The sequence below is a fragment of the Streptomyces sp. BK239 genome (assembly GCF_004217285.1).
GTDB lineage: Bacteria > Actinomycetota > Actinomycetes > Streptomycetales > Streptomycetaceae > Streptomyces.
The window spans coordinates 252,788-274,062 of record NZ_SHKS01000006.1 but is presented as its reverse complement, the minus strand read 5'-3'; the positions used below and the strand labels follow the sequence as shown (position 1 = coordinate 274,062).

Below are 21,275 nucleotides of genomic sequence, written 5' to 3'. Positions count from 1 at the left end.
CCCGCCGACGGCGGTCACGCGGCGGCCCGGAACCGCGAGGTGCGGTGCACGGGATCGGTGTCGATCTTCGGGATCACGTGCTCCCCGATCAGCCGGATCGTCTGCAGCGTCTCCTCCTTCGGCACCCCGACGGGCAGTCCGAAGGACAACTGGTCGGCGCCCGCCTGCTCCCACCGCTTGCACTGGCGCAGCACCTCGTCCGGGTCCCCGCAGATCAGCAGCTCCTCCTCCACCAGCAGCTCCACGAACTCCGGGGTGTACTCGGGCAGCGTCTCGGGCCACTCCGGGAAGCCCTCGGGCCGGGGGAAGGTGTCGTGGTAGCGGAAGACCAGCGAGGGCAGGTAGTGCAGCCCGCCGGAGGCGGCGATCCGGATCGCCTCGTCGTGGGTGGGCGCGCAGATCGCGGTCGTCGTCACCATCACGTTGTCGTTGACGAAGTCCCCGACCGGCTCGGCGTTCACGATCGCCGTCTTGTACTGCTCCAGCACCCACTCCATGTCGGAGACCTTCTGGATGCTGAAGCCGAGCACGCCGAGGCCCTTGCGCGCGGCCATCGCGTACGAGGGCGGGGAGCCGGCCGCGTACCACATCGCCGGGTGGGAGGAGCCGTACGGCTTGGGCAGGATCTTCCTCGGCGGGAGCTGCCAGTGCTTGCCCTGGAAGCCGGCGTACTCGTCCTGGAGCCACATCTTGGGGAACTCGGCGATGGTCTCTTCCCAGATCTCCTTGGTGTAGTTCATGTCGGTCACGCCCGGGATGAACCCGAGGATCTCGTGGGAGCCGGCCCCGCGTCCGCTGCCGAACTCGAAGCGGCCCTCGGAGAGATGGTCGAGCATGGCCACCTTCTCGGCGACCTTCACGGGGTGGTTGACCTGGGCCAGCGGGTTGAAGATGCCGGAGCCGAGATGGATGCGTTCGGTCGCGTGCGCGAGGTAGCCGAGGAAGACGTCGTTGGCGGAGAGGTGGGAGTACTCCTCCAGGAAGTGGTGCTCGGACGCCCAGGCGTACTTGAAGCCGGACTTGTCCGCCTGGATGACGTACTCGGTCTCCTCCATCAGCGCCTTGTGCTCGGCCAGCGGGTCGGTCTCCGCGCGCTTGCCGACGTATCCCTGTACAAAGAGCCCGAATTCCAAGGAGGTTCACCGTCCCCAGGTCACCGATTCCTTTTCTGACGACTCGTCAGATCAGCTTGCCGCCGACTGTGGCACCGCCCCCTCGCACCGTCAATAGCCGCACCCCCATGAGCTGACTGCCCGTCAGGTAATGCTGACCCCGGCCAGCCATCCCCCGTCGATGACGAACGGCTGCCCGGTGATGTAGGAGGAGTCGTCCGAGGTGAGGAACAGCGCCAGCCGGGCCACCTCCTCCGGGCGGCCGATGCGGCCCAGTGGCACGAGCTTGCGGTACAGCCCGTCGAGCGCCTTGGCGGTCTCCTCGGCGTCCGCGGCCGGGTCCAGGGCGGCCGGGTTCGACATCGGCGTGTCGATGGCCCCGGGGCACATCGCGTTGACGCGGATGCCGCGCGGGGCCAGTTCCAGGGCTGCGACCCGGGTGAGCCCGACGATCGCGTGCTTGGTCGCCGCGTACGCGCCCACTGCCGCCATCCCGGCCAGCCCGGTGTAGGAGGCCGTGTTCACGATGGTGCCGCCGTCGGCCATGGCCGGGGCCACCGTCCGCACCCCCAGGAAGCAGCCGACCTGGTTGACCCGGACCACCTCCATGAACTCGTCGAGGGGGGTGTCGGTGAGGGAGTTGAACCGCAGGATGCCGGCGTTGTTGACGAGGCCGTCGACCCGGCCGTACGCCTGCTGCGCGGTGTCGAGGGCGTGCCGCCAGCTGTCCTCCTCGCGCACGTCGAGGTGCGTGTACAGCGCCCCGATCTCGTCGGCCAGGGCCTGCCCCCGCTCGTCGAGGACGTCGGCGACGACGACCCGCGCGCCCTCCGCCGCGAACAGCCGCGCCTCCTGCTCGCCCTGCCCGCGCGCGCCGCCGGTGACGAGCACGACACGTCCGTCCAGCTTGCCCATGGTGTCTCCTCAGGGGTGTGCGGCGACGCCGGGTCGGGGGCCGGCGTCGAGGTGCGGGGCCACGTCGGCTCCGAACGCCTCGATCTGGTCGGCGAGTTCGGTGCGGGAGCGGCAGCGGAAGCGGACCTGGATCTGGTCCACGCCCATCGCGGGGTACTCGCGAAGGGAGGCGGCGAGTTCCCGCGGCGGGCCGGTGAGGGTGCGGCGGCCGACGTCCCAGGCGGGCGTGCCGACGTAGAGGGGCTCGGTGATGGCCCCCACGGTGAACGGGGCGTCGAGGCCCGCGCCCGCCCGCAGGGAGCGGACTCGCTCGATCTGCGCGGGCAGCCGGTCGCGCGGGTCCCCCTGCGGCAGCCAGCCGTCGCCCCTGAGGGCGGCGCGACGCACGGCGGCCGGGGAGGAGCCGCCGACCCAGAGGGGCACACGCGGCTGGGCGGGCCGGGGGCGCTGGCCGAGCCCTTCGAAGTCGTACGCCTTTCCGTGGTGGACGGGGTACTCCTCGGGGCCGAGCGCCGCCCTGAGCGCGTCGACGCACTCGTCCAGGACGGCTCCGCGGCTCGTGAAGTCGACGCCGAGCGCCTCGAACTCCTCCGGTACGTGCCCCGCGCCGACGCCGAGGATCAGCCGGCCGCCGCTGAGGTGGTCGAGGGTGGCGTACTGCTTGGCGGTGACCAGCGGGTGCCGAAGGCCGACGATCGCGACATGGCTGAGCAGCCGGACGCGTTCGGTGACGGCGGCGAGGTGGGCGAGGGTGGCCACCGGGTCGTACCAGATCGTGCCCATCGCGGACGCGAGCCGGCGCGGCACGGCGACATGGTCGCAGCAGGCGACGTAGGAGAAGCCGGCGCGGTCGGCGGCGCGGGCGACGGCGACCAGGTCGGCGGGGCCGGCGTCGGCCTCCCAGCGCTCGGCGTACAGGGCGGACTGGGACTGGACGGGCAGCTGGATGCCGTAGGCGAGGCTCACCGGGCGCCGCCCGGCCACAGGCCGTCCCGGGTCAGCCCCAGCAGGTCGATCGCGTTGCCCCGGACGATCCGTTCCACGACCTGGGGGTCCAGGTGGCCCATCTGCGCCTCGCCGACCTCACGCGACTTCGGCCAGGTGGAGTCGGAGTGCGGGTAGTCCGTCTCGTACAGCACGTTCGGGACGCCGATCGCGTCCAGGTTCCTCAGCCCGAACGCGTCGTCGAAGAAGCAGCCGTACACGTGCTCGGCGAACAGCTCCGACGGCGGGCGGTGGACCTTGTCGGCGACGCCTCCCCAGCCGCGGTTCTCCTCCCAGACGACGTCGGCGCGCTCCAGGATGTAGGGGATCCAGCCGATCTGCCCTTCCGCGTACATCACCTTCAGGTCTGGGAAGCGTTCGAACTTGCCGCTCATCAGCCAGTCGACCATCGAGAAGCAGCAGTTGGCGAAGGTGATGGTGGAGCCGACAGCGGGCGGGGCGTCGGCGGAGGTCGACGGCATACGGCTGGAGGAGCCGATGTGCATGGCGACGACGGTGCCGGTCTCGTCGCAGGCCGCGAGGAACGGGTCCCAGTCGTCGGTGTGGACGGAGGGCAGCCCGAGGTGCGGGGGTATCTCGGAGAAGGCGACCGCGCGGACCCCGCGCGCGGCGTTGCGGCGGACCTCGGCGGCGGCCAGCTCGGCGTCCCACAGGGGGATGAGGGTGAGCGGGATCAGCCGGCCGCGCGCCTGCGGGCCGCACCACTCCTCCACCATCCAGTCGTTGTAGGCGCGCACGCACAGCAGGCCGAGCTCGCGGTCGGCGGCCTCCGTGAAGGTCTGGCCGCAGAAGCGGGGGAAGGTGGGGAAGCAGACGGCGGACTGGACGTGGTTGACGTCCATGTCGGCGAGGCGGGAGGGGACGTCGTAGGAGCCGGGGCGCATCTGCTCGTAGGTGATCACCTCCAGCCTGATCTCGTCCCGGCTGAAGCCGACGGCGGTGTCGAGGCGGGTCAGGGGGCGGTGCAGGTCCTCGTAGACCCACCAGTCGCCGACGGGGCCGTCGTCCCCCGGCGCGCCCATGACGGGCGCGAAGCGGCCGCCGAGGAAGGTCATCTCCTTCAGCGGGGCGCGGACGACGCGGGGTCCGGCGTCCAGGTACCTCTTGGGGAGGCGGTCCTGCCAGACGGTGGGGGGTTCGACGGTGTGGTCGTCGACGGAGATGATCCGGGGGAAGCTCTCGTCGGTCGCCAAGGTCTCCGATGTCTCCATGGGGGCACGGTAGCGCCGATCTGACGGTCCGTCAGTAACGGTGTGCGAGACGGTTTCGTACGCGTTCGTGAGCGGTGACAGCGCGGGGCGGGGCCGGTTCGCGGGCCTTCGTGTGCGGAGGATGTGTCACGGCTGTGTCGCTTCCGTGTGCCGGTCCGCGATCGGCGTCGCCCCCGGCTGACGGTTCCGGCACGGACAGGGCAAACTGACCTGGTCGGTCATGATGCCTAGGGGGACCCCGATGAACGAGGGTGTACCGCGCGTACCGGAGCCAAGACGCCCCGGCTCCTCGGAGGAGCCCGCGGCGCTGCGCTTCGACGTGCTGGGTCCGGTGCGGGCCTGGCGCGGCGATCAGCCGCTGGCGACCGGATCTCCTCAGCAACGCGCGCTGCTCGCCGCCCTGTTGCTGCGCGAGGGACGTACGGCGACGGCCGCCGAGCTGATCGACGCGCTGTGGGGCGAGGAACCGCCGTCGCAGGCGCTGGCGGCGGTGCGGACGTACGCCTCCCGGCTGCGCAAGGCGCTGGACCCCGGCGTTCTGGTGAGCGAGTCGGGCGGGTACGCGGTGCGCGCCCCGGCCGACGGCTCACTGGATCTGACGACAGCTCAGGAACTGTCCGCCGAGGCGGAGAAGGCGCGCGGGGCCGGTGACCTGCGGCAGGCGCGGGAGACGTTGAACCGGGCGCTGGCGCTGTGGGACGGCGAGGCGCTGGCCGGGGTGCCGGGCCCGTACGCGGAGGCGCAGCGCGTCCGCCTGGAGGAGTGGCGGCTCCAACTCCTCGAAAGCCGGCTCGACATGGACCTGGAGCAGGGCTGCCACGCCGAGGCGGTCTCGGAGCTGACCGCGCTGACGGCGGCGCATCCGCTGCGCGAACGCTTCCGTGAGCTGCTGATGCTGGCGCTGTACCGCAGCGGCCGGCAGGCGGAGGCGCTCGCGGTGTACGCGGACACGCGGCGGCTGCTCGCCGAGGAGCTGGGCGTGGATCCGCGCCCAGGCCTGCGTGAGCTGCAGCGCCGTATCCTCCAGGCGGATCCGGAGCTGGCGGAGCCGTCGGCCGCCACGGAGGCGGCGGTGGTGCGCGTGCGGCCCGCGCAACTTCCGGCGACGGTGCCTGACTTCACGGGCCGGGCGGCCTTCGTGACCGAGCTGAGCGAGGTGCTGGCGGGGGCGTCGGGGCCGCAGGGCGACGGTGAGGGCCGGGTGATGGCCGTGTCGGCGCTGGCGGGCATCGGGGGCGTCGGCAAGACGACGCTGGCCGTGCACGTCGCCCACCAGGCCCGGTCCGCCTTCCCCGACGGCCAGTTGTACGTCGACCTCCAGGGTGCGGGCGGTCGGGCGGCCGAGCCGGTGACGGTCCTCGGCGCCTTCCTGCGCGCCCTCGGCACGGCGGACTCGGCGGTGCCCGACTCCCTGGAGGAGCGGGCGGCGCTGTACCGGTCGGTGCTGGACGGGCGGCGGGTGCTGGTCCTGCTGGACAACGCCAAGGACGCGGCGCAGGTGCGTCCGCTGCTGCCGGGCACGGAGGGGTGCGCGGCCCTCGTGACCTCCCGGGTGCGGATGGTGGGGCTCGCGGGCGCGCATCTGGTCGACCTGGACGTGATGTCCCCCGACGAGGCGCTGTCGCTGTTCACGAAGATCGTGGGCGAGGAGCGGGTGGCGGCGGAGCGGGAGGCCGCGCTGGACGTCGTCGCGGCGTGCGGCTTCCTGCCGTTGGCGATCCGTATCGCCGCGTCGCGGCTCGCCGCCCGCCGCACGTGGACGGTGTCCGTCCTCGCGGCGAAGCTCGCCGACGAGCGGCGGCGGCTGGACGAGCTCCAGGCCGGCGACCTCGCGGTCAAGGCGACCTTCGAACTCGGCTACGGCCAGCTGGAGCCGGCCCAGGCGCGTGCCTTCCGCCTGCTGGGCCTGGCGGACGGCCCCGACATCTCCCTTCCGGCTGCGGCGGCCGTCCTCGACCTGGCGCCGGAGGACGCCGAGGACCTGCTGGAGTCCCTCGTCGACACCTCTCTGCTGGAGTCGGCGGCCCCCGGACGCTACCGCTTCCACGACCTGGTCCGCCTCTACGCGCGTGCATGCGCGGAGCGGGACGAACAGCCGCCCGGCGAGCGGAAGGCGGCGATGTCGCGTCTGCTGGACTTCTACCTGGCGACGGCGGCGGGCGTCTACGCCATCGAGCGGCCCGGCGACCGGCTGGTGGACCATCTGGCGGGGACGGAGTACCCGGGGCTGCGCTTCGCCGAGGCCGCCGCCGCGCTGGACTGGCTGTACACGGAGGCGGACTGCCTGCTCGCCTGCGTGCGCCAGTCGCTCTGCGACGAGCGGCTGCGGCGGGCCACTGACCTGCTGTGGGCCGCCAAGGACCTCGCGGAGTCGGGGGCCAACGCCCGCGACTACGAGGTGTCGGCGACCGCCGCCCGCGAGGCCGCGCGGGCCGTGGGCGATCCGCGCACGGAAGGCCGGGCCCGGATGGCCATCACCAACGTGCACATCGTCGCCGGCCGTTTCACGCAAGCCGACGAAGAGGCCGCCCAGGTCATGGAGTTGACGCGCGTCACCCGGGATCCGCTGCCGAGCGGCTGCACCCCGAACGACCGCGGGATCATCGCCCTCTACCAGGGCCGTCACCGTGACGGCGAGGCCCTCCTGAACGAGGCCATCGCCAACTACCGGGCCGACGGCAACCGGCCGGGCGAGGCCAGCGCGCTGTGCAACATGTCGCGGATCCTCCTGGCCACCGGCCGCACCTCGGGCGCCGTGGCGCTGGCCCGGGAGGGCGTCGCCATCTACGACAGGCTGGGGCACTCCCTGCGGGGCGCGAACGCCCGGTACGCGCTGGGCCTCGCGCTGACGCAGGCCGCTCAGCTGGAGGAGGCCGTCAGCTGCCTCGACGACGCGCTGGAGGTGTTCCGGGAGTGCCGCCAGCGGCTCTGGGAGGGCATGACCATCTTCCGCACGGCCGAGGTCCATCTCGCCGCGCGCCGGTCCGCGCAGGCGGCGGCCATGGCCGAGCACTCCCTCTCCGTGCTGCGGGGCATCGGGGGCGAGTGGCGGCGGGCGAACGTGCTGACGGTGCTCGGGCGCAGCCTGCGGGGGCTCGGGCAGTCGGATCGGGCGCGGGCCTGCTGGCAGGAGGCGCTCGCCGTCTTCGAGCAACTCGGCTCACCGGAGACCGAGGAGGTCCGGGCGCTGCTGGCCCCCGTCCCGGCGGCCTGAGAAGGCCCTGGTCCGGCGCATTCATCGTTCGTTTATCGCCGTCCGGCAGGCTTCTTTCACGTCGATCCGGCGCGTCGGGGGGCAGGCGGGTCGATGTCGGTCCCCACCACTAGGGTGGGCGCCCCGAACGCCCGTCCAGCGACCCGCGGGGGAGTCGCTGGGCGGGCTTCACGGACCTCGTCCCGTCCTTTAGGAGTCACATCATGAGCGAGCAGCACAACAGCGAGGCACAGGCCGCCGCCACGCCGGCGGAGAACCACGCCACGGGCGAGAAGCCGGCCGTCACCACGCTGGAGAACCACGCCACGGGCGGCGTCGCCGACGTCCGCACGATGGAGAACCACGCCACCGGCGGCGTCGCCGACGTGCGCACCCTTGAGAACCACGCCACGGGCGGCGTCGCCGACGTCCGCACGATGGAGAACCACGCCACCACCGAACGCGCCGAGTAGGCGCCTCGACGGGGGAGTTCGGCCGCGGTGGCGGGGAGGGGGCGCCACCGCGGCCGACGTGTGTCCGTCAGAGCTTGCGTACCGCCACCCGGGCGCCCTCCCGCAGCTCGCCCTTGACCACCTTCCCGCTCGCGTTGCGCGGCAGTTCCCGTACGAACTCGACCGCTCTGGGCACCTTGTAGTTGGCCATCTCCCGGCGGGACCAGGCGATCAGGTCGTCGGCGGTCAACGGCGCGCCGGGGCGGCGGACCACGAAGGCCTTGCCCACCTCGCCGAGGCGGGCGTCGGGGACGCCGATCACCGCCACGTCGGTCACGTCGGGGTGGAGGCCCAGGAGTTGCTCGATCTCCGCCGGATAGGCGTTGAAGCCGCCGACGATGAACATGTCCTTGATGCGGTCGGTGATGCGCAGGTTGCCCTCGGCGTCCAGGACGCCCACGTCGCCGGTGCGCAGCCAGCCGTCCTCGTCCAGCACCTCCGCCGTGGCCCCCTCGTCCTCGTAGTAGCCGCGCATGACGTTGAAGCCGCGGACCAGGACCTCCCCCGGGACCCCGGGACCGAGCACCGCGCCCTCGGCGGAGACCACCCGCACCTGCGTACCCGGGATCGCCCGGCCGGACGTCGAGGCGATCACCGTCGGCTCGTCGCCCCGGCGGCACATCGTGACGATGCCGCTCGCCTCTGACAGGCCGTACGCCGTGAGCACGGTGGACACGCCCAGCTCGCCCCGCAGCCGTTCCACCAGCCGCAGCGGCACCACCGCCGCGCCGGTCACCACCAGCCGCAGCGCGGAGAGGTCGTAGGCGTCCCGGGACGGGTGGTCCAGCAGGGACTGGTGGAGGGTCGGCGGGCCGGGCAGCACCGACACCCGCTCCGACGCGACGTTCGCCAGCACCGTCTCCACGTTGAACACCGGCTGCGGGATCATCGTCGCGCCCCGCGTCAGACAGGCGATGACGCCCGCCTTGTAGCCGAAGGTGTGGAAGAAGGGGTTCACGACGAGGTAGCGGTCGCCCCGGCGCAGCCCGGCCAGCTCGGACCAGATGTCGTACGCCCGCAGCGTCTGCCCGTGGGTGATCACCGCACCCTTGGGACGGCCGGTCGTGCCGGAGGTGAAGACGATGTCCGAGGGCCAGTGACCGGCCACCGTCTCCGCCCTCGACCTGGCCTCGGCCGCGCCCACCCCCTCCCCGCCCGCGAGGAAGTCCTTCCAGGTGCGGAAGCCGACGGGCGCGTCCTGGGACAGCACCACCACCTCGCGCAGCGCAGGCAGCCCGGGCAGCGGGCCCTCCCCCGGCCCCTCACCGGCCGCCCGCCGCAGCGACGCCACGTACGAGGTCCCGAGGAACGTGCCGGTCACGAACAGCAGTCGCGCGCCGCTGCGCCGGAGCACATCGGCCGCCTCGCCGCCCTTGAACCGCGTGTTCAGCGGGACGAGGACCGCGCCCGCGGACACCGCCCCGAGCGCCGCGACCATCCAGTCCAGGGAGTTGGGCGCCCAGATCGCCACCCGGTCGCCCGGCTCCACCCCGTTCGCCAGGCAGGCCGCCGCCGCACGCTCCACGCGGGCGCCCAACTCGGCGTAGGTGACGCGCGTACGGCCCTCCACCACCGCCTCGGTGTCCGCGAACCGCACCGCGGCCCACCGGACCAGCTCCGGGATCGTCTCCCACTCCACGTCACGACCCATGACGCCTCCCCGGCACGGTTACTGACTGACCGTCAGATTAGCTGTAACCTGACGACCTGTCAGCTCCGTCCGTCCCTGTCGCGGAGGTGTGCGCGCATGCCCGGAGCACCAGGAATCAAGGACGCCACCGCCGTCGTCGGCATCGGCCAGACGCCCTTCGCCAAGCGCCTCCCCGAGGACGAGAAGACGCTCGCCTGCCGCGCCGTCCTCGCAGCTCTCGACGACGCCGGGATCGCCCCCGGCGAGGTCGACGCGCTCGCCTCCTACACCATGGAGGAGACCGACGAGGTGGAGCTCGCGAAGGCCGTCGGCTTCGGGGACCTCACCTACTTCTCCCGCGTCCCCTACGGCGGCGGCGGCTCCTGCGCCACCGTCGCCCACCTCGCCGCCGCCATCGCCGCCGGACAGGCCACGGTAGGGGTCGCGTGGCGGTCGCGGAAGCGGGGCAGCGGGCCCCGCCCGTGGACCAACACCGCCGTCCAACTCCCCACGCCCGCCCAGTGGACGCGGCCCTACGGGCTGCTGCGGCCCGTCGACGAGATCGCCATGCTCGCCCGCCGTTACATGCACGAGTACGGCGCGACCCGCGACCACCTCTTCAACGTCGCCCTGGCCTGCCGCAACCGCGCCAACCAGAACCCCGCCGCGATCATGTACGAGCGGCCCCTCACCCGGGAGTCGTACATGACCGCCCGCTGGATCAGCGAACCCCTGTGCCTCTACGACAACTGCCTGGAGACGGACGGGGCGTTGGCGTGCGTGGTGGTGAGCCGTGAGCGCGCCCGGGACTGCCGGCAGCGGCCCGTGTACGTGCACTCCGCCGCCCAGGGACTGCCCGCCCAGCACCACGGGATGGTCAACTACTGGAACGACGACCCGCTCACCGGCCCCGCCTGGGCCGCCGCCCGACACCTGTGGAAACACGCCGACTTCACCCCGCAGGACGTCGATGTCGCCCAGATCTACGACGCGTTCACCCCGCTCGTCCCGCTGTCCCTGGAGGGGTACGGCTTCTGCGGCCGGGGCGAGGGCGGCGCGTTCACCGAGGGCGGCGCGCTGGAGACCGGCGGACGGCTGCCCGTCAACACCGGCGGGGGCGGGCTGTCGGAGGCGTACGTCCACGGCTTCAACCTCATCAACGAGGGCGTCAAGCAGCTCCGCGGGACCAGCACCGCCCAGATCCCCGGCGCCGCCACCTGCCTCGTCACCGCGGGCGAGGGCGTCCCGACCTCCGCGCTGCTGCTCAGGAACTGAGGAGTCCGAGATGCTCGAACCGGTCGTCGACACCGACGGCGCCCCCTTCTGGGCCCACGCCGCCCGCGGCGAACTGCGCGTCCAGGCCTGCGCGGACTGCGGCGAGCCCCGCTTCCCGCCCCGCCCCTGCTGCCCGCACTGCCAGTCCTTCGCGAGCGAATGGCGGCGCACCGACGGACGCGGACGCCTGTGGTCGTTCGTCGTCCCGCACTCGCCGCTGCTGCCCGACTACGCCGCCCACGCCCCGTACAACGTCGTCGTGGTGGAGCTGGCCGAGGCGCCGAGGATCCGGCTGGTCGGCAACCTGGTGACCGAACCCGGGGCGCCCCTGGACTCGTTCGACCCGGCCCGGCTGCGCATCGGCGCCCGGGTGCGGGCCGTCTTCCCCGAGGGCGGCCTGCCCCAGTGGGTCCTGGAGCGGCCGTGAGCGTGCGGCTGTCCCGCGACGGGGACACCGGCGTCGCCGTCGTCACCCTCGACCGGCCGGACCGGCTCAACGCCATCGACCTCGACATGGCCGGGCGGCTGCGCGAGGTGTGGCGGGAGCTGCGGTTCGACGACTCGGTGCGCGCGGTCGTCCTCACGGGCGCGGGCCGGCGGGCGTTCTGCACCGGCATCGACCGGGACGCCGTCGTGCCCCAGCCCGCCTCGCCGTACATGCAGGACGATCCGCTGCTCACCGTCGGCCCGAAGTCCGGTGACTTGTGGAAGCCGGTCCTCGGCGCGGTGGAGGGCATGGCGTGCGGCGGCGCGTTCTACCTGCTCGGCGAGTGCGAGTTCCTCGTCGCCGGCGCCGACGCGGTCTTCTTCGACCCGCACACCACGTACGGGATGGTCAGCGCGTACGAGTCGGCGCTGATGGCGCAGCGGATGCCGTACGGGGAGGTCGCCCGGATGACGCTCATGGGCGCCGCCGAACGCCTCTCCGCGCGCCGCGCCCACGACATCGGACTGGTCTCCGAACTCACCGAACCCGGCGAGGCGTTGTCCACGACGCTGACCCACGCGGCGACCCTCGCCGGCCTGCCGCCCACCGCCGTCCAGGGCACGGTGAGGGCACTCTGGGCGACCCGGGCCCCGGCCCGTGCCGCGGCCTTCGCCGAGGCCCCCCACCTCGTCACCCTGGGCAACCTGCCCCCGGAGCGTCAGGCAGAGCTGTTCACGGGCCGCCGGGCCGGGGGGTACCGGGTGCGGTGAGCGGGCCGGGTCAGGTCGTCCGCGCCGTGCCCGTGCCCTTCTCCGCGTCCAGGGCGTAGACGCAGCGGTCCTTGCTGCAGGCGTAGACGACTCCGTCGCGGACGACCGGGGAGCCGGTGATCTCGCCGCCGGTGGCGAGTTTCCAGCGCAGGCGGCCGTCGTCGGCCTTGAGGGTGTACAGGAGGTGGTCGGTGGAGCCGAAGTGGATGCGGCCCTCGGCGACCGCGGGGGCGCCCACGATGTCGCCGCCCGCCTGGAAGCGCCACTTGGGCGTGCCGGTGACCGCGTCGAGGGTGTAGAGGCCCTTGCCGCTGCCGACGTGGACGTGACCGCCGGCGACCAGCACCGGGTCGATGGAGGAGCGTGCCTCGGTGGCGATGCGCCAGCGGTCGCGGCCGTCGGCGGCGTCGAGGGCGTAGACCGTGCCGAGGTAGTCGGCGAGGTACACGCCGCCGCCGGTCACCGCCGGGCCGGGCACGAACGCGGGCGGGGAGAGGAAGACCGCCGGGGCCTCGAAGTGCCAGCGCACCATCCCGCTCGCCACGTCGACGGCGAGGACGCGGGTGCCGGCGGAGAGGTAGACGTGGCCGTCGGGGGCGGCCGTGACGCGGACGGGGACGCCGCCGCAGGACGCCATGTCGCCGATGGGGTACGACCAGCGCTCGTCGCCCGTGCGGGCGTCCAGGGCGCGCAGCCGGGCGTCCTGCCAGACGTAGACGGTGCCGTCGTGCAGGGCGGGGCCGGCCTCCGGGGACTCGAAGTCCGTCTGGCAGCCGGTCACCTCCCACAGCTTCTGGCCGGTGGAGGCCTCCCAGGCCTGGACGCCGCCGCCGCGGGTGCCGGTGACGACGGTGCCCCGCTCGGCCTTGAGGCAGTACACCCAGCCGTCCGTGGGCAGCCGCCACAGGTCGGTGCCCTCCCGGGCGTCGAGGGCGAACAGGGTGGGGCCGTCGGAGGCGTGGACGCGGCCGTCGGCGACCGCCGTCGACCAGGCCACGTCCCGCGTCTTGAAGCGTCGCCGCCCCGTCGCCACGTCCAGGGCGTGCACCTCGAAGGAGGTGACGTAGACGAGGTCGCCGGCGACGGACGGAGTGCCCCACACGTCGTTGGACATGCGGAAACGCCAGGGGCGCCAGCCGGCCGGGGTCTCGGGCGGCGCGGACGGGGCGGCCGGCAGGGCGGCCGGGTCGGCGCCGTTGACGCCGGGGCGGGGCCGCGACCAGGAGGCGACCAGGCCGGGCTCGGGCAGGGGCGCCTTGACGGCGGCGGTGGCGCGGACGTCGGCGACGCGCGGCCCGGGGCCGATCGGCACGGCGGCGCCCGGCAGCCGGACCGGGCCGGTGCCGGGGGCGGCCGTCGCGGGGCGGGAGAGGACGACCGGGTCGTGCGAGGGCGGCGGCGGGGGCGGCAGGGCCGGCCGGGCGGGGCTGGGCGCCGGTTTCGCCGGGCGGCCGCCGCGGCGCGTCTCGATGAGGGCGACCGCCTTCTCGGGCAGCCACGCCGACGCCGTGCCGCTGTCGTCGGATCCCGACCCGAAGAGATGCGGGGCGAGCTGGGCCTGGAGGTCGGCGGGGTTGGGGCGGCCCGTGGCGTCCATCTGCATACAGGAGTCGATCAGCGGGCGCAGCTCGTCCGGGAGCCCGTCGAGGTCGGGCTCCTCACGCAGCAGCATGAAGACCGTCTCGACCGGGTTCGCCCCGTGGAACGGCGGATGCCCGGTGGCCGCGAAGACCAGCATGGAGCCGAGCGAGAACACATCGCTCGCGCCGGTGACGCTGCGCGAGTCCTTCGCCTGCTCGGGGGACATGTACGCGGGCGTGCCCACCGCCACGTTCGTCATCGTCAAACGTGTGTTCGACACACCGGAGGCGATACCGAAGTCGATCACCCGGGGGCCGTCCTCGACGACGAGGACGTTGGACGGCTTCAGGTCGCGGTGGACGAGCCCGGCGCCGTGGATGGACTGGAGCGCCTCGGCGACGCCCGCGGCCAGCCACCGCACCGCCTGGGCCGGCAGCGGCCCGCACTCGTTCACTATCTCCTCGAGGGAGGGCGCGGGAACGTAGGCGGTGGCCAGCCAGGGCACGGCCGCACGCGGATCGGCGTCGACGACGGCGGCCGTGTAGAAGCCGGAGACCGCCCGCGCCGCCTCCACCTCGCGCGTGAAACGCACGCGGAAGAGCTGGTCCTCGGCGAGCTCGGTCCGGACCGTCTTGATCGCCACGCGCCGGCCCGAGGCCGACCGCGCGAGATAGACCAGCCCCATGCCGCCGGCCCCCAGCCGTCCCAGCACCTCGAACGGCCCGATCCGCCGCGGATCGTGCTGCGTCAGCTGATCCACCACTTGCCTGCCACCTCCCCGTACGAGCCACGCCACCCGTGTGTGTACGCGACCCCGTGCAGCCCATTTGTGTACGCGGCCCCGTGCAGCGTCTCACCACCGCACCGCCGTGGCGGCACGCACCCCGATTCTTCCTGGCCCGGCCACCGGTTGCGAACCCGGCGACAAACGGGGTGTCCAACGCCATTCCCGGGCAAAAGCTACAGCTCAGCGCTCCAGAACCGCGAACGACGCCCCTTGATTGTCGGTGACGACGGCCACCGTTCCGTACGACGCGGTGAACGGCCCCGCCTGCACCCGGCCGCCCAGCCGGGTCACCGCGCCGAGAGCCGCCTCGCAGTCCTCCACACCGAAGTGGACGAGGAAGTGCGGCGGCATCATCTCGGAGAAGACGTCGGTGACCGGCGCCCGCCCGAAGTCGGGTTGCGCGCCGGACCCGAACAACGCCTCGTGGAAGAGGTGCCCGTAGAAGGTGTTGGCCGTCCCGGTGTCACGGGCGTACAGCTGCGCCCAGGCGAACGCGCCGGGCCGGTGCCGGACGCCGAACCCGCGGTGGACGCCGGACTGCCACAGGCCGAAGACGGCGCCCTCCGGGTCGGCGGCGAGGGCGGCCCGGCCCAGGTCGTCGACCGGGTAGGGCGCCATGATCACCTGCCCGCCGGCCGCCTGCACCCGGCGGGCGGTGGCCCCCGCGTCCGGCGTCGCGAAGTACACCGTCCACACGGTGGGCATACGGCCGTCCGTCTTGTGCGCGAGACCGGCGACGGGCTCGCCGTCCAGCCGGGCCCACACGGTGGCGCCGTACGCCGTACCGGGCTCCTGGAACACCCACCCGAACAGCTCGCCGTAGAACCGCTTGCCCGCGCCCACGTCGGGAAGCTGCGCGTCCACCCAGCAGGGGACGCCCTCCGTGACGCCCGCCGCGTCCACCGATGCCCTGTTTTCGGCCATGCTGCCAAACTAACCGCGCCGTCCGCGGGCCGCAGACCAGGCACACCCGCCCGTCGACCCCCTCGCACCCCATTTGCAGTCGGCCGAATAGCGCTCCGATCACCCCTCGGTAAGCTGACGGCATGACAGGACAAGTGCGTACCGTCGACGGCCGCGTGGCCGGTCGGCGCGGGCAGGCGACGCGGCAGAAGCTGCTCGACTGCCTCAGCGAGATGCTCAGCTCCTCCCCCTACCGGGACGTCAAGGTCATCGACGTCGCCCGGAGGGCGGGCACTTCGCCCGCGACGTTCTACCAGTACTTCCCCGACGTCGAGGGCGCCGTCCTCGAGATCGCCGACCAAATGGCCGCCGAGGGAGCCGGGTTGACCGAGCTGCTCGAAGGACGGTCCTGGGTCGGCAAGGCGGGCTGGCAGACGGCCCAGGAACTCGTCGACGGCTTCCTGGAGTTCTGGCGGAAGAACGACGCCATCCTGCGCGTCGTCGACCTCGGCGCGGCCGAAGGCGACAAACGCTTCTACAAACTCCGTATGAAGATCCTCAACTCGGTGAACAACTCCCTTTCGGACGCCGTCGCCGAGTTGCAGGCCAAGGGCCGCGTCGACAAGGACGTGAACCCGGCCGCGATCGCGGGTTCGATCGTCGCGATGCTCGCGGCGGTCGCCTCGCACCAGAAGGGTTTCCAGAGCTGGGGCGTCAAGCAGGCCGAACTCAAGCCGAACCTGGCCCTGTTGGTGCATCTGGGCATCACCGGCAAGAAGCCGACGAAGTAGCGCCCTTGTAGCACTCCCGCATCGATGCCCCGAGTCCTGTCACGCAGGCGGTGGTCCACCCCGGTGGGCCACCGCCTGCGGCCGTGTGAGGAGGATGTGCGGTCCTGTGCGGTCCTCACCGGCGCCCGGCTCGAAGGTGTGCGAAAGTGCGCGCGCGGGCGCCCTGTTCACGCCGGCAGCGGGCGGTCCTTCACGACGTGCTTCATCACGAGCGTGGACGTCAGCCGCTGCACCCCCGGCAGGGTCGCCAGCCGCTCGTCGTACAGCCGCTGGAAGGCCGCGAGGTCGGCGGTGGCCACCCGGAGCAGGTAGTCGGGCTCACCGAACAGCCGCTGCGCGTCCAGGACGTGCTCCACCTCGCCGACGGCCCGCTCGAACTCGGCGACGGTGTCCCGGTCCTCCTGCCGCATCGAGACGAAGACCAGCGCCTCGAAGCTCAGCCCCACCGCGGCCGGCTCCACCACCGCGCGGTACCGGCTGATCGCCCCCGACCGCTCCAGCTCCCGCAGCCGCCGGTGGCAGGGCGAGACGCTCAGCCGCACCCGCGCGGCCAGCTCCGTCACGGTCAGCCGCCCGTCCTGCTGCAGCTCGGCAAGAATCTTCCGGTCAACGTCGTCCATGGGGCAGATCTTTCTTCAAGCACGCGCTTGCTGGGAAAACTCCGGGAACACCTTCGCCCTTATCGCCACTAATGTCCCCTCCATGGACTCGGGAACCCTGCTCTCCTTCCTCCTCGTCGACCTGCTGCTGGTGTGCGTGCCGGGCGCGGACTGGGCGTACGTGATCGCCGCCGGGCTGCGCGGCCGCTCGGTCGCCGCCGCCGTGGGCGGCCTGGTCGGCGGGTACGCCCTGCACACCGCTCTGGCCGCGGCGGGCCTGGCGATGCTGGTGGCGGGCTCGCCGGCGCTGCTCACCGCGCTGACGGTCGCGGGCGCGGGCTACCTCGTGTGGCTGGGGTGGAGCGTGCTGCGCCGGCCCGCGGTGCCGGAGGCGGGGGAAGCGCCCGCGACCGAGGGCGGACGGCGCGTCTTCCTGCGCGGGGCGGCGATCAGCGGCCTGAATCCCAAGGGCCTGCTGCTCTATCTGTCGGTGCTGCCCCAGTTCCTCGTCACCCGGGACGCGGCCCTGCCGGTGCCGGCGCAGACCGCCGCCCTCGGAGTCCTGCACATGGCGTGCTGCGCCGCCGTCTACCTGACGGTGGGCGTCCTGGCCCGCACACTGCTCGGGGCCCGCCCTGCCGCAGCCCGCGCGGTCACCCGCACCTCGGGGGCGGCGATGCTGGGGATCGGGGCGTTCCTGCTGCTCCAGCACGCCTTCTGAGCGCCCCCTACGGGGGGTCCGGGGCCTCGTGGGCGTCCCTGAGGGTGATCCGGAACAGGCGGATCTCGCGTTCCACCCGCGCCTGGTACGTCGCGTACGGCGGCCAGAACGCCAGCGCCGCCCGCCAGGCCGCCGCCCGCTCCTCCCCCGCCAGCAGGCGGGCCGTTACGGGGAGGTCGGCGCCCTTGAAGCTGATCTCCGCGTCGGGGTGGGAAAGGAGGTTGGCGGTCCAGGCGGGGTGGCCGGGCCGGCCGAAGTTGGAGCCGACCAGCAGCCAGCTCCGGCCGCCCTCCTCGGGTACGCAGGCGAGGGGCGTCCGGCGGGGCCGCCCGCTGCGCGCGCCGGTGGCGGTGAGGACGACCCCGGGCAGCATCTGCGCGCTGAGCAGCACCTTTCCCCGGGTGAGCCGGTGGACGGCACGGTCCAGGGCGGGAATGACATGGGGCGCGACCTTGGCGAAGGCCGGGGTCGAGGACATCTTCTGCACGAGACGTACGCCGATCACGCCGTCACCTCCGTCCGCCCGAAGACGCGGGCCTCGTCGGCTGCGCGGGCGCGCAGCCGGTGCGCCGGGCCGAAGAGCAGGTCGTCGCCCGCGGCCCGCTTGAAGTACAGGTGGGCGTCGTGCTCCCAGGTGAAACCGATGCCGCCGTGCAGCTGGACGGCTTCGGCGGCGGCGGTGCGCTGGGCCTTGAGGGCCTGGGCGAGGGCGAGCCCGCCGACCCGCTCGCCCCGGGGCGTCGCCCAGGCGGCGTAGTAGGCGGCGGAGCGGGCGGCCTGGACCTGGACGTGGACGTCGGCCAGGCGGTGCTGGACGGCCTGGAAGGAGCCGACGGCCCGGCCGAACTGCTCGCGCTGCCCGACGTACTCGACGGTGCGCTCCAGCGCGCGGCCGGCGGCCCCGGCGGCCTCGCAGGCGAGGACGGCGGCAGCGCGGTCGCCGAGCCGCAGGAGGGCTCGCAGCACCTGCTCCCCGTCTTCGTCTCCCAGCAACTCCGCTTCCACGTCACGCAGTTGAACGCGCCCCTGCGGCCGGGTCGCGTCCAGCGCGGTCTGCCGGGTGCGGACGAGGCCGGGGGCGTCCCCGGGGACGAGGAAGAGCAGGGTGCGGGAGCGGACGTATCCGCCCGTGCGGGCGGCGACGAGCAGCAGGCCGGCGCTGTGCCCGTCGAGGACCTGCGCCGCCTCCCCGTACAGCCGCCAGCCCGCGCCGCCGTCCCGCCCGCTTGCCGTACGGCGGGCCTGGACGCCGCCCGCGCGTCCGCCGCCCGCCCAGTCGCCGTCGTTGCCGCCGGTCAGCCCGAGGGCGGTGGCGAGGGCGGGGCCGGGAACGGCGAGGGCGGCGGTGAGGTCGCCGGAGGCGAGACGCGGGAGGAGAGCGGCCCGCTGGGCGTCGCCGCCGAGGGCGAGGACCAGCGGGGCGGTGAGCACGGAGGTGGCGAGGAGCGGGGAGGGGGCGAGGGCGCGACCGGTCTCCTCGCAGGCGAGCGCGAGGTCGGTGACCGGGCAGCCGACGCCGCCGTACTCCTCCGGGAGGGCGAGGCCGGGCAGGCCGAGCTGCTCGGCGAGGGCGGTCCACAGGGCGGGGTCATGGCCGGCGGGGGTGTCGAGGGCGGCCCGCAGTTCGTGGGGGCCGCAGCGTTTGCAGAGCAGTTCCCGCAGGGTGCGGCGGATCTCGTCCTGTTCGGCGGTGAAGCTGGGGTCCATGGGCGGCACTCCCCTCCGGAACGCCCCCTCCGGACGCCCCTGTCCGGACACGCTCCGGATCTGACGGAGCGTCATATTAGGGCGGACAGCCGGGGATGCCCAGAGCGACGACGCCTGCCCCGGCGTAGGTTTCTGATGTACCGTCAGATTCATGGTGACCGTCAGCTCTCGCAGGGTCGCCGTGGTCGGCGCGGCCCTCTCCGACTGCGGCCGGGTGGACGACGCGACCCCGTACGCCCTGCACGCCCAGGCGGCCCGCCGCGCGCTCGCGGACGCGGGACTGGACCGCGCCCATGTCGACGGCTTCGCCTCGGCGGGCCTCGGCGCCCTCGCGCCCGTCGAGGTGGCCGACTACCTGGGCCTGCGGCCCACCTGGGTCGACTCCACCTCCGTCGGCGGCTCCACCTGGGAGGTCATGGCGGCCCACGCCGCCGACGCGATCGCGGCCGGGCACGCGAACGCCGTCCTGCTCGCCTACGGCTCCACCGCCCGCGCCGACATCCGGGCGGGCCGGCGGACCGGCACGTTCGCGTTCGGCGCCCGCGGCCCGCTCCAGTTCGAAGTCCCCTACGGCCACACCCTGATCGCCAAGTACGCGATGGCCGCGCGCCGCCACATGCTGGAACACGGCACGACCATCGAGCAGTTGGCCGAGGTCGCCGTCCAGGCCCGCGCCAACGCGGCCCTCAACCCGGACGCGATGTTCCGCACCCCGGTCACCGTGGACGACGTCCTGTCCGGCCCGATGATCGCCGACCCGTTCACCAAGCTGCACTGCTGCCTGCGCTCCGACGGCGGCGCGGCGGTCCTGCTGGCCGCCGAGGAGTACGTACGGGACTGCCGCACCGCCCCCGTCTGGATCCTCGGCGCCGGCGAGCACGTCTCGCACGCGAGCATGACGGAGTGGGACGACTTCACCGTCTCCCCGGCCGCGGTCAGCGGGCGCCTGGCCTTCGAGCGGGCCGGGGTGGGCCCGGCGGAGATGGACTTCGCGCAGATCTACGACGCGTTCACCTACATGACACTGGTGACCCTGGAGGACCTCGGTTTCTGCGGGAAGGGCGAGGGCGGGGCGTTCGTGGAGAAGGGCCGGCTCAGGGTCGAGGGCGGAGAGCTGCCGGTCAACACCGACGGCGGCGGCCTGTCGGCCCAGCATCCCGGGATGCGCGGTCTGTTCCTGCTGGTGGAGGCGGTACGGCAGCTTCGCGGCGAGGCGGGGGCGCGGCAGGTGCGCGGGCGGGACGGCGGCCTGCCCCGCCTGGGCGTGGCCTCGGGGACCGGCGGATGGTTCTGCTCCTCGGGGACGGTGGTCCTGGGCCGGGAGTGAGCACCCGCCCGGCCCGGACGCGCGCCCCTCCGGGAGCGCACGGGCGATACTCGCGGCATGGCAACGGATCTTCACGAGCTGCTGAGGTCGCTGCGGGTGTGGGACCCGGAGGTGACCGAGCTGCCGGCCTTCGACCCGGGGGCGGCGCCCGCCGATCCGCTCACGCTGTTCACGACGTGGTTCGGCGAGGTGGCGGCGGCGGGCGAGCGGGAGCCGCACACCATGACCCTCTCGACCACCGACGAGCAGGGGCTGCCGGACGCCCGAATCGTCATGCTGCACGGCGCCGACGCCGACGGCTGGTCCTTCGCCGGCCACGCGACGAGCAGGAAGGGCCGCTCCCTCGCCGCCCGCCCCTACGCTGCGCTCACCTTCTACTGGCCCGTCCTGGGGCGTCAGGTCCGGCTGCGCGGTCCGGTCGCGGCGTCGCCGTCCGCCGAATCACAGGCGGATCTGCACGCCCGCTCGACCGGTGCGCTGGCCGCCGCGCTGACGGGCCGGCAGAGCGAGGTCCTGGCGTCGCCCGAGGAGCTGGCGAGGGAGTCGGAGGCGGCCTGGGAGCGGGCCCGCCGGGAGCCGGACGCCCCCTCGCCGACCTGGACGCTGTACCGGCTGCGGCCAGAGGAGGCGGAGTTCTTCCAGGGGGACGCGCGTCGGCGGCACCTGCGGCTCAGGTACCGGCGGGAGGGCGCGGCCCAGCAGAGCGGCACGGGCCGCGAGGACGCGTCCTGGGTCAGGGAACTGCTGTGGCCTTGACCACAAGAGACGATCAATGTCCATGGATGTTCCAATTTGTCTGATCACGGTCA

19 protein-coding genes are annotated in these 21,275 nt (G+C 73.4%); 9 read left to right on the top strand and 10 right to left on the bottom strand.

Going from position 1 to position 21,275, the window contains the following annotated elements; genetic code table 11:
• Nucleotides 1–14 precede the first annotated feature (14 nt).
• From EV567_RS20505 to EV567_RS20490, 4 genes are all read right to left on the bottom strand, one after another.
• Complete coding sequence (locus tag EV567_RS20505) at nt 15–1,133, bottom strand: LLM class flavin-dependent oxidoreductase (RefSeq protein WP_130442180.1); 1,119 nt, start codon at nt 1,131–1,133, stop codon at nt 15–17.
• 123 nt (nt 1,134–1,256) lie between these two features.
• Entirely contained in the window at nt 1,257–2,027 is a 771-nt protein-coding gene (locus EV567_RS20500; protein WP_130442178.1) for an SDR family NAD(P)-dependent oxidoreductase, read from the bottom strand.
• A 9-nt stretch (nt 2,028–2,036) separates the two neighbouring features.
• Nucleotides 2,037–2,993: a TIGR03619 family F420-dependent LLM class oxidoreductase gene (locus EV567_RS20495; protein ID WP_130442176.1), complete on the bottom strand. Its 957-nt coding sequence runs from the start codon at nt 2,991–2,993 to the stop codon at nt 2,037–2,039.
• Complete coding sequence (locus tag EV567_RS20490; RefSeq protein WP_130442174.1) at nt 2,990–4,243, bottom strand: amidohydrolase family protein; 1,254 nt, start codon at nt 4,241–4,243, stop codon at nt 2,990–2,992. The genes EV567_RS20495 and EV567_RS20490 overlap by 4 nt, the downstream gene beginning before the upstream one ends.
• Before the next feature lie 241 nt (nt 4,244–4,484).
• Here EV567_RS20490 and EV567_RS20485 point away from each other — a divergent pair, with 241 nt between their 5' ends.
• Both EV567_RS20485 and EV567_RS20480 read left to right on the top strand, forming a co-directional pair.
• The gene (locus tag EV567_RS20485) at nt 4,485–7,457 is read left to right on the top strand and encodes an AfsR/SARP family transcriptional regulator (RefSeq protein ID WP_130442172.1); all 2,973 of its coding nucleotides are present in this window, start codon (nt 4,485–4,487) and stop codon (nt 7,455–7,457) included.
• A gap of 203 nt (nt 7,458–7,660) precedes the next feature.
• Nucleotides 7,661–7,909: a hypothetical protein gene (locus EV567_RS20480; RefSeq protein WP_130442170.1), complete on the top strand. Its 249-nt coding sequence runs from the start codon at nt 7,661–7,663 to the stop codon at nt 7,907–7,909.
• A 67-nt stretch (nt 7,910–7,976) separates the two neighbouring features.
• Here the strand turns inward: EV567_RS20480 and EV567_RS20475 are convergent, their stop codons facing one another.
• Complete coding sequence (locus EV567_RS20475) at nt 7,977–9,599, bottom strand: FadD3 family acyl-CoA ligase (protein ID WP_130442168.1); 1,623 nt, start codon at nt 9,597–9,599, stop codon at nt 7,977–7,979.
• Nucleotides 9,600–9,695: 96 nt separating this feature from the next.
• Here EV567_RS20475 and EV567_RS20470 point away from each other — a divergent pair, with 96 nt between their 5' ends.
• Genes EV567_RS20470 through EV567_RS20460 form a run of 3 tightly spaced genes read left to right on the top strand, consistent with a single transcriptional unit; the run spans nt 9,696 to nt 12,050 of the window.
• The gene (locus tag EV567_RS20470; protein ID WP_130442166.1) at nt 9,696–10,853 is read left to right on the top strand and encodes a lipid-transfer protein; all 1,158 of its coding nucleotides are present in this window, start codon (nt 9,696–9,698) and stop codon (nt 10,851–10,853) included.
• Between the two features lie 10 nt (nt 10,854–10,863).
• On the top strand, nt 10,864–11,280 hold the full coding sequence (locus tag EV567_RS28270; protein WP_130442164.1) for a Zn-ribbon domain-containing OB-fold protein: 417 nt from the start codon (nt 10,864–10,866) through the stop codon (nt 11,278–11,280).
• Entirely contained in the window at nt 11,277–12,050 is a 774-nt protein-coding gene (locus EV567_RS20460) for an enoyl-CoA hydratase/isomerase family protein (RefSeq protein ID WP_242620921.1), read from the top strand. Before EV567_RS28270 ends, EV567_RS20460 begins: the two co-directional genes overlap by 4 nt.
• Before the next feature lie 10 nt (nt 12,051–12,060).
• On the opposite strand, the gene EV567_RS20455 is transcribed toward EV567_RS20460, so the two are convergent.
• On the bottom strand, nt 12,061–14,394 hold the full coding sequence (locus EV567_RS20455; RefSeq protein ID WP_130442160.1) for a serine/threonine-protein kinase: 2,334 nt from the start codon (nt 14,392–14,394) through the stop codon (nt 12,061–12,063).
• 204 nt (nt 14,395–14,598) lie between these two features.
• Nucleotides 14,599–15,342: a VOC family protein gene (locus EV567_RS20450; RefSeq protein WP_130442158.1), complete on the bottom strand. Its 744-nt coding sequence runs from the start codon at nt 15,340–15,342 to the stop codon at nt 14,599–14,601.
• A 122-nt stretch (nt 15,343–15,464) separates the two neighbouring features.
• Between EV567_RS20450 and EV567_RS20445 the strand changes: the two genes are divergently transcribed.
• The gene (locus EV567_RS20445; protein WP_242620920.1) at nt 15,465–16,112 is read left to right on the top strand and encodes a TetR family transcriptional regulator; all 648 of its coding nucleotides are present in this window, start codon (nt 15,465–15,467) and stop codon (nt 16,110–16,112) included.
• Between the two features lie 167 nt (nt 16,113–16,279).
• On the opposite strand, the gene EV567_RS20440 is transcribed toward EV567_RS20445, so the two are convergent.
• A complete protein-coding gene (locus EV567_RS20440; protein WP_130442156.1) occupies nt 16,280–16,732 on the bottom strand; it encodes an Lrp/AsnC family transcriptional regulator in 453 nt (150 codons plus the stop codon).
• 82 nt (nt 16,733–16,814) lie between these two features.
• On the opposite strand from EV567_RS20440, the gene EV567_RS20435 reads away from it, so the two are divergent.
• Entirely contained in the window at nt 16,815–17,432 is a 618-nt protein-coding gene (locus EV567_RS20435; protein ID WP_130442154.1) for a LysE family translocator, read from the top strand.
• 7 nt (nt 17,433–17,439) lie between these two features.
• Here the strand turns inward: EV567_RS20435 and EV567_RS20430 are convergent, their stop codons facing one another.
• Together EV567_RS20430 and EV567_RS20425 are read right to left on the bottom strand one after the other, a co-directional pair.
• Complete coding sequence (locus EV567_RS20430; protein ID WP_207228814.1) at nt 17,440–17,937, bottom strand: nitroreductase/quinone reductase family protein; 498 nt, start codon at nt 17,935–17,937, stop codon at nt 17,440–17,442.
• On the bottom strand, nt 17,934–19,139 hold the full coding sequence (locus EV567_RS20425; protein WP_130442152.1) for an acyl-CoA dehydrogenase family protein: 1,206 nt from the start codon (nt 19,137–19,139) through the stop codon (nt 17,934–17,936). Before EV567_RS20425 ends, EV567_RS20430 begins: the two co-directional genes overlap by 4 nt.
• A gap of 151 nt (nt 19,140–19,290) precedes the next feature.
• On the opposite strand from EV567_RS20425, the gene EV567_RS20420 reads away from it, so the two are divergent.
• Together EV567_RS20420 and EV567_RS20415 are read left to right on the top strand one after the other, a co-directional pair.
• Nucleotides 19,291–20,466 carry a thiolase C-terminal domain-containing protein gene (locus EV567_RS20420; protein WP_407071606.1) on the top strand — a complete coding sequence of 392 codons (1,176 nt, stop codon included), beginning with the start codon at nt 19,291–19,293 and terminating at the stop codon, nt 20,464–20,466.
• A 57-nt stretch (nt 20,467–20,523) separates the two neighbouring features.
• Entirely contained in the window at nt 20,524–21,222 is a 699-nt protein-coding gene (locus EV567_RS20415) for a pyridoxal 5'-phosphate synthase (RefSeq protein WP_130442150.1), read from the top strand.
• The last annotated feature ends 53 nt before the right edge of the window (nt 21,223–21,275 follow it).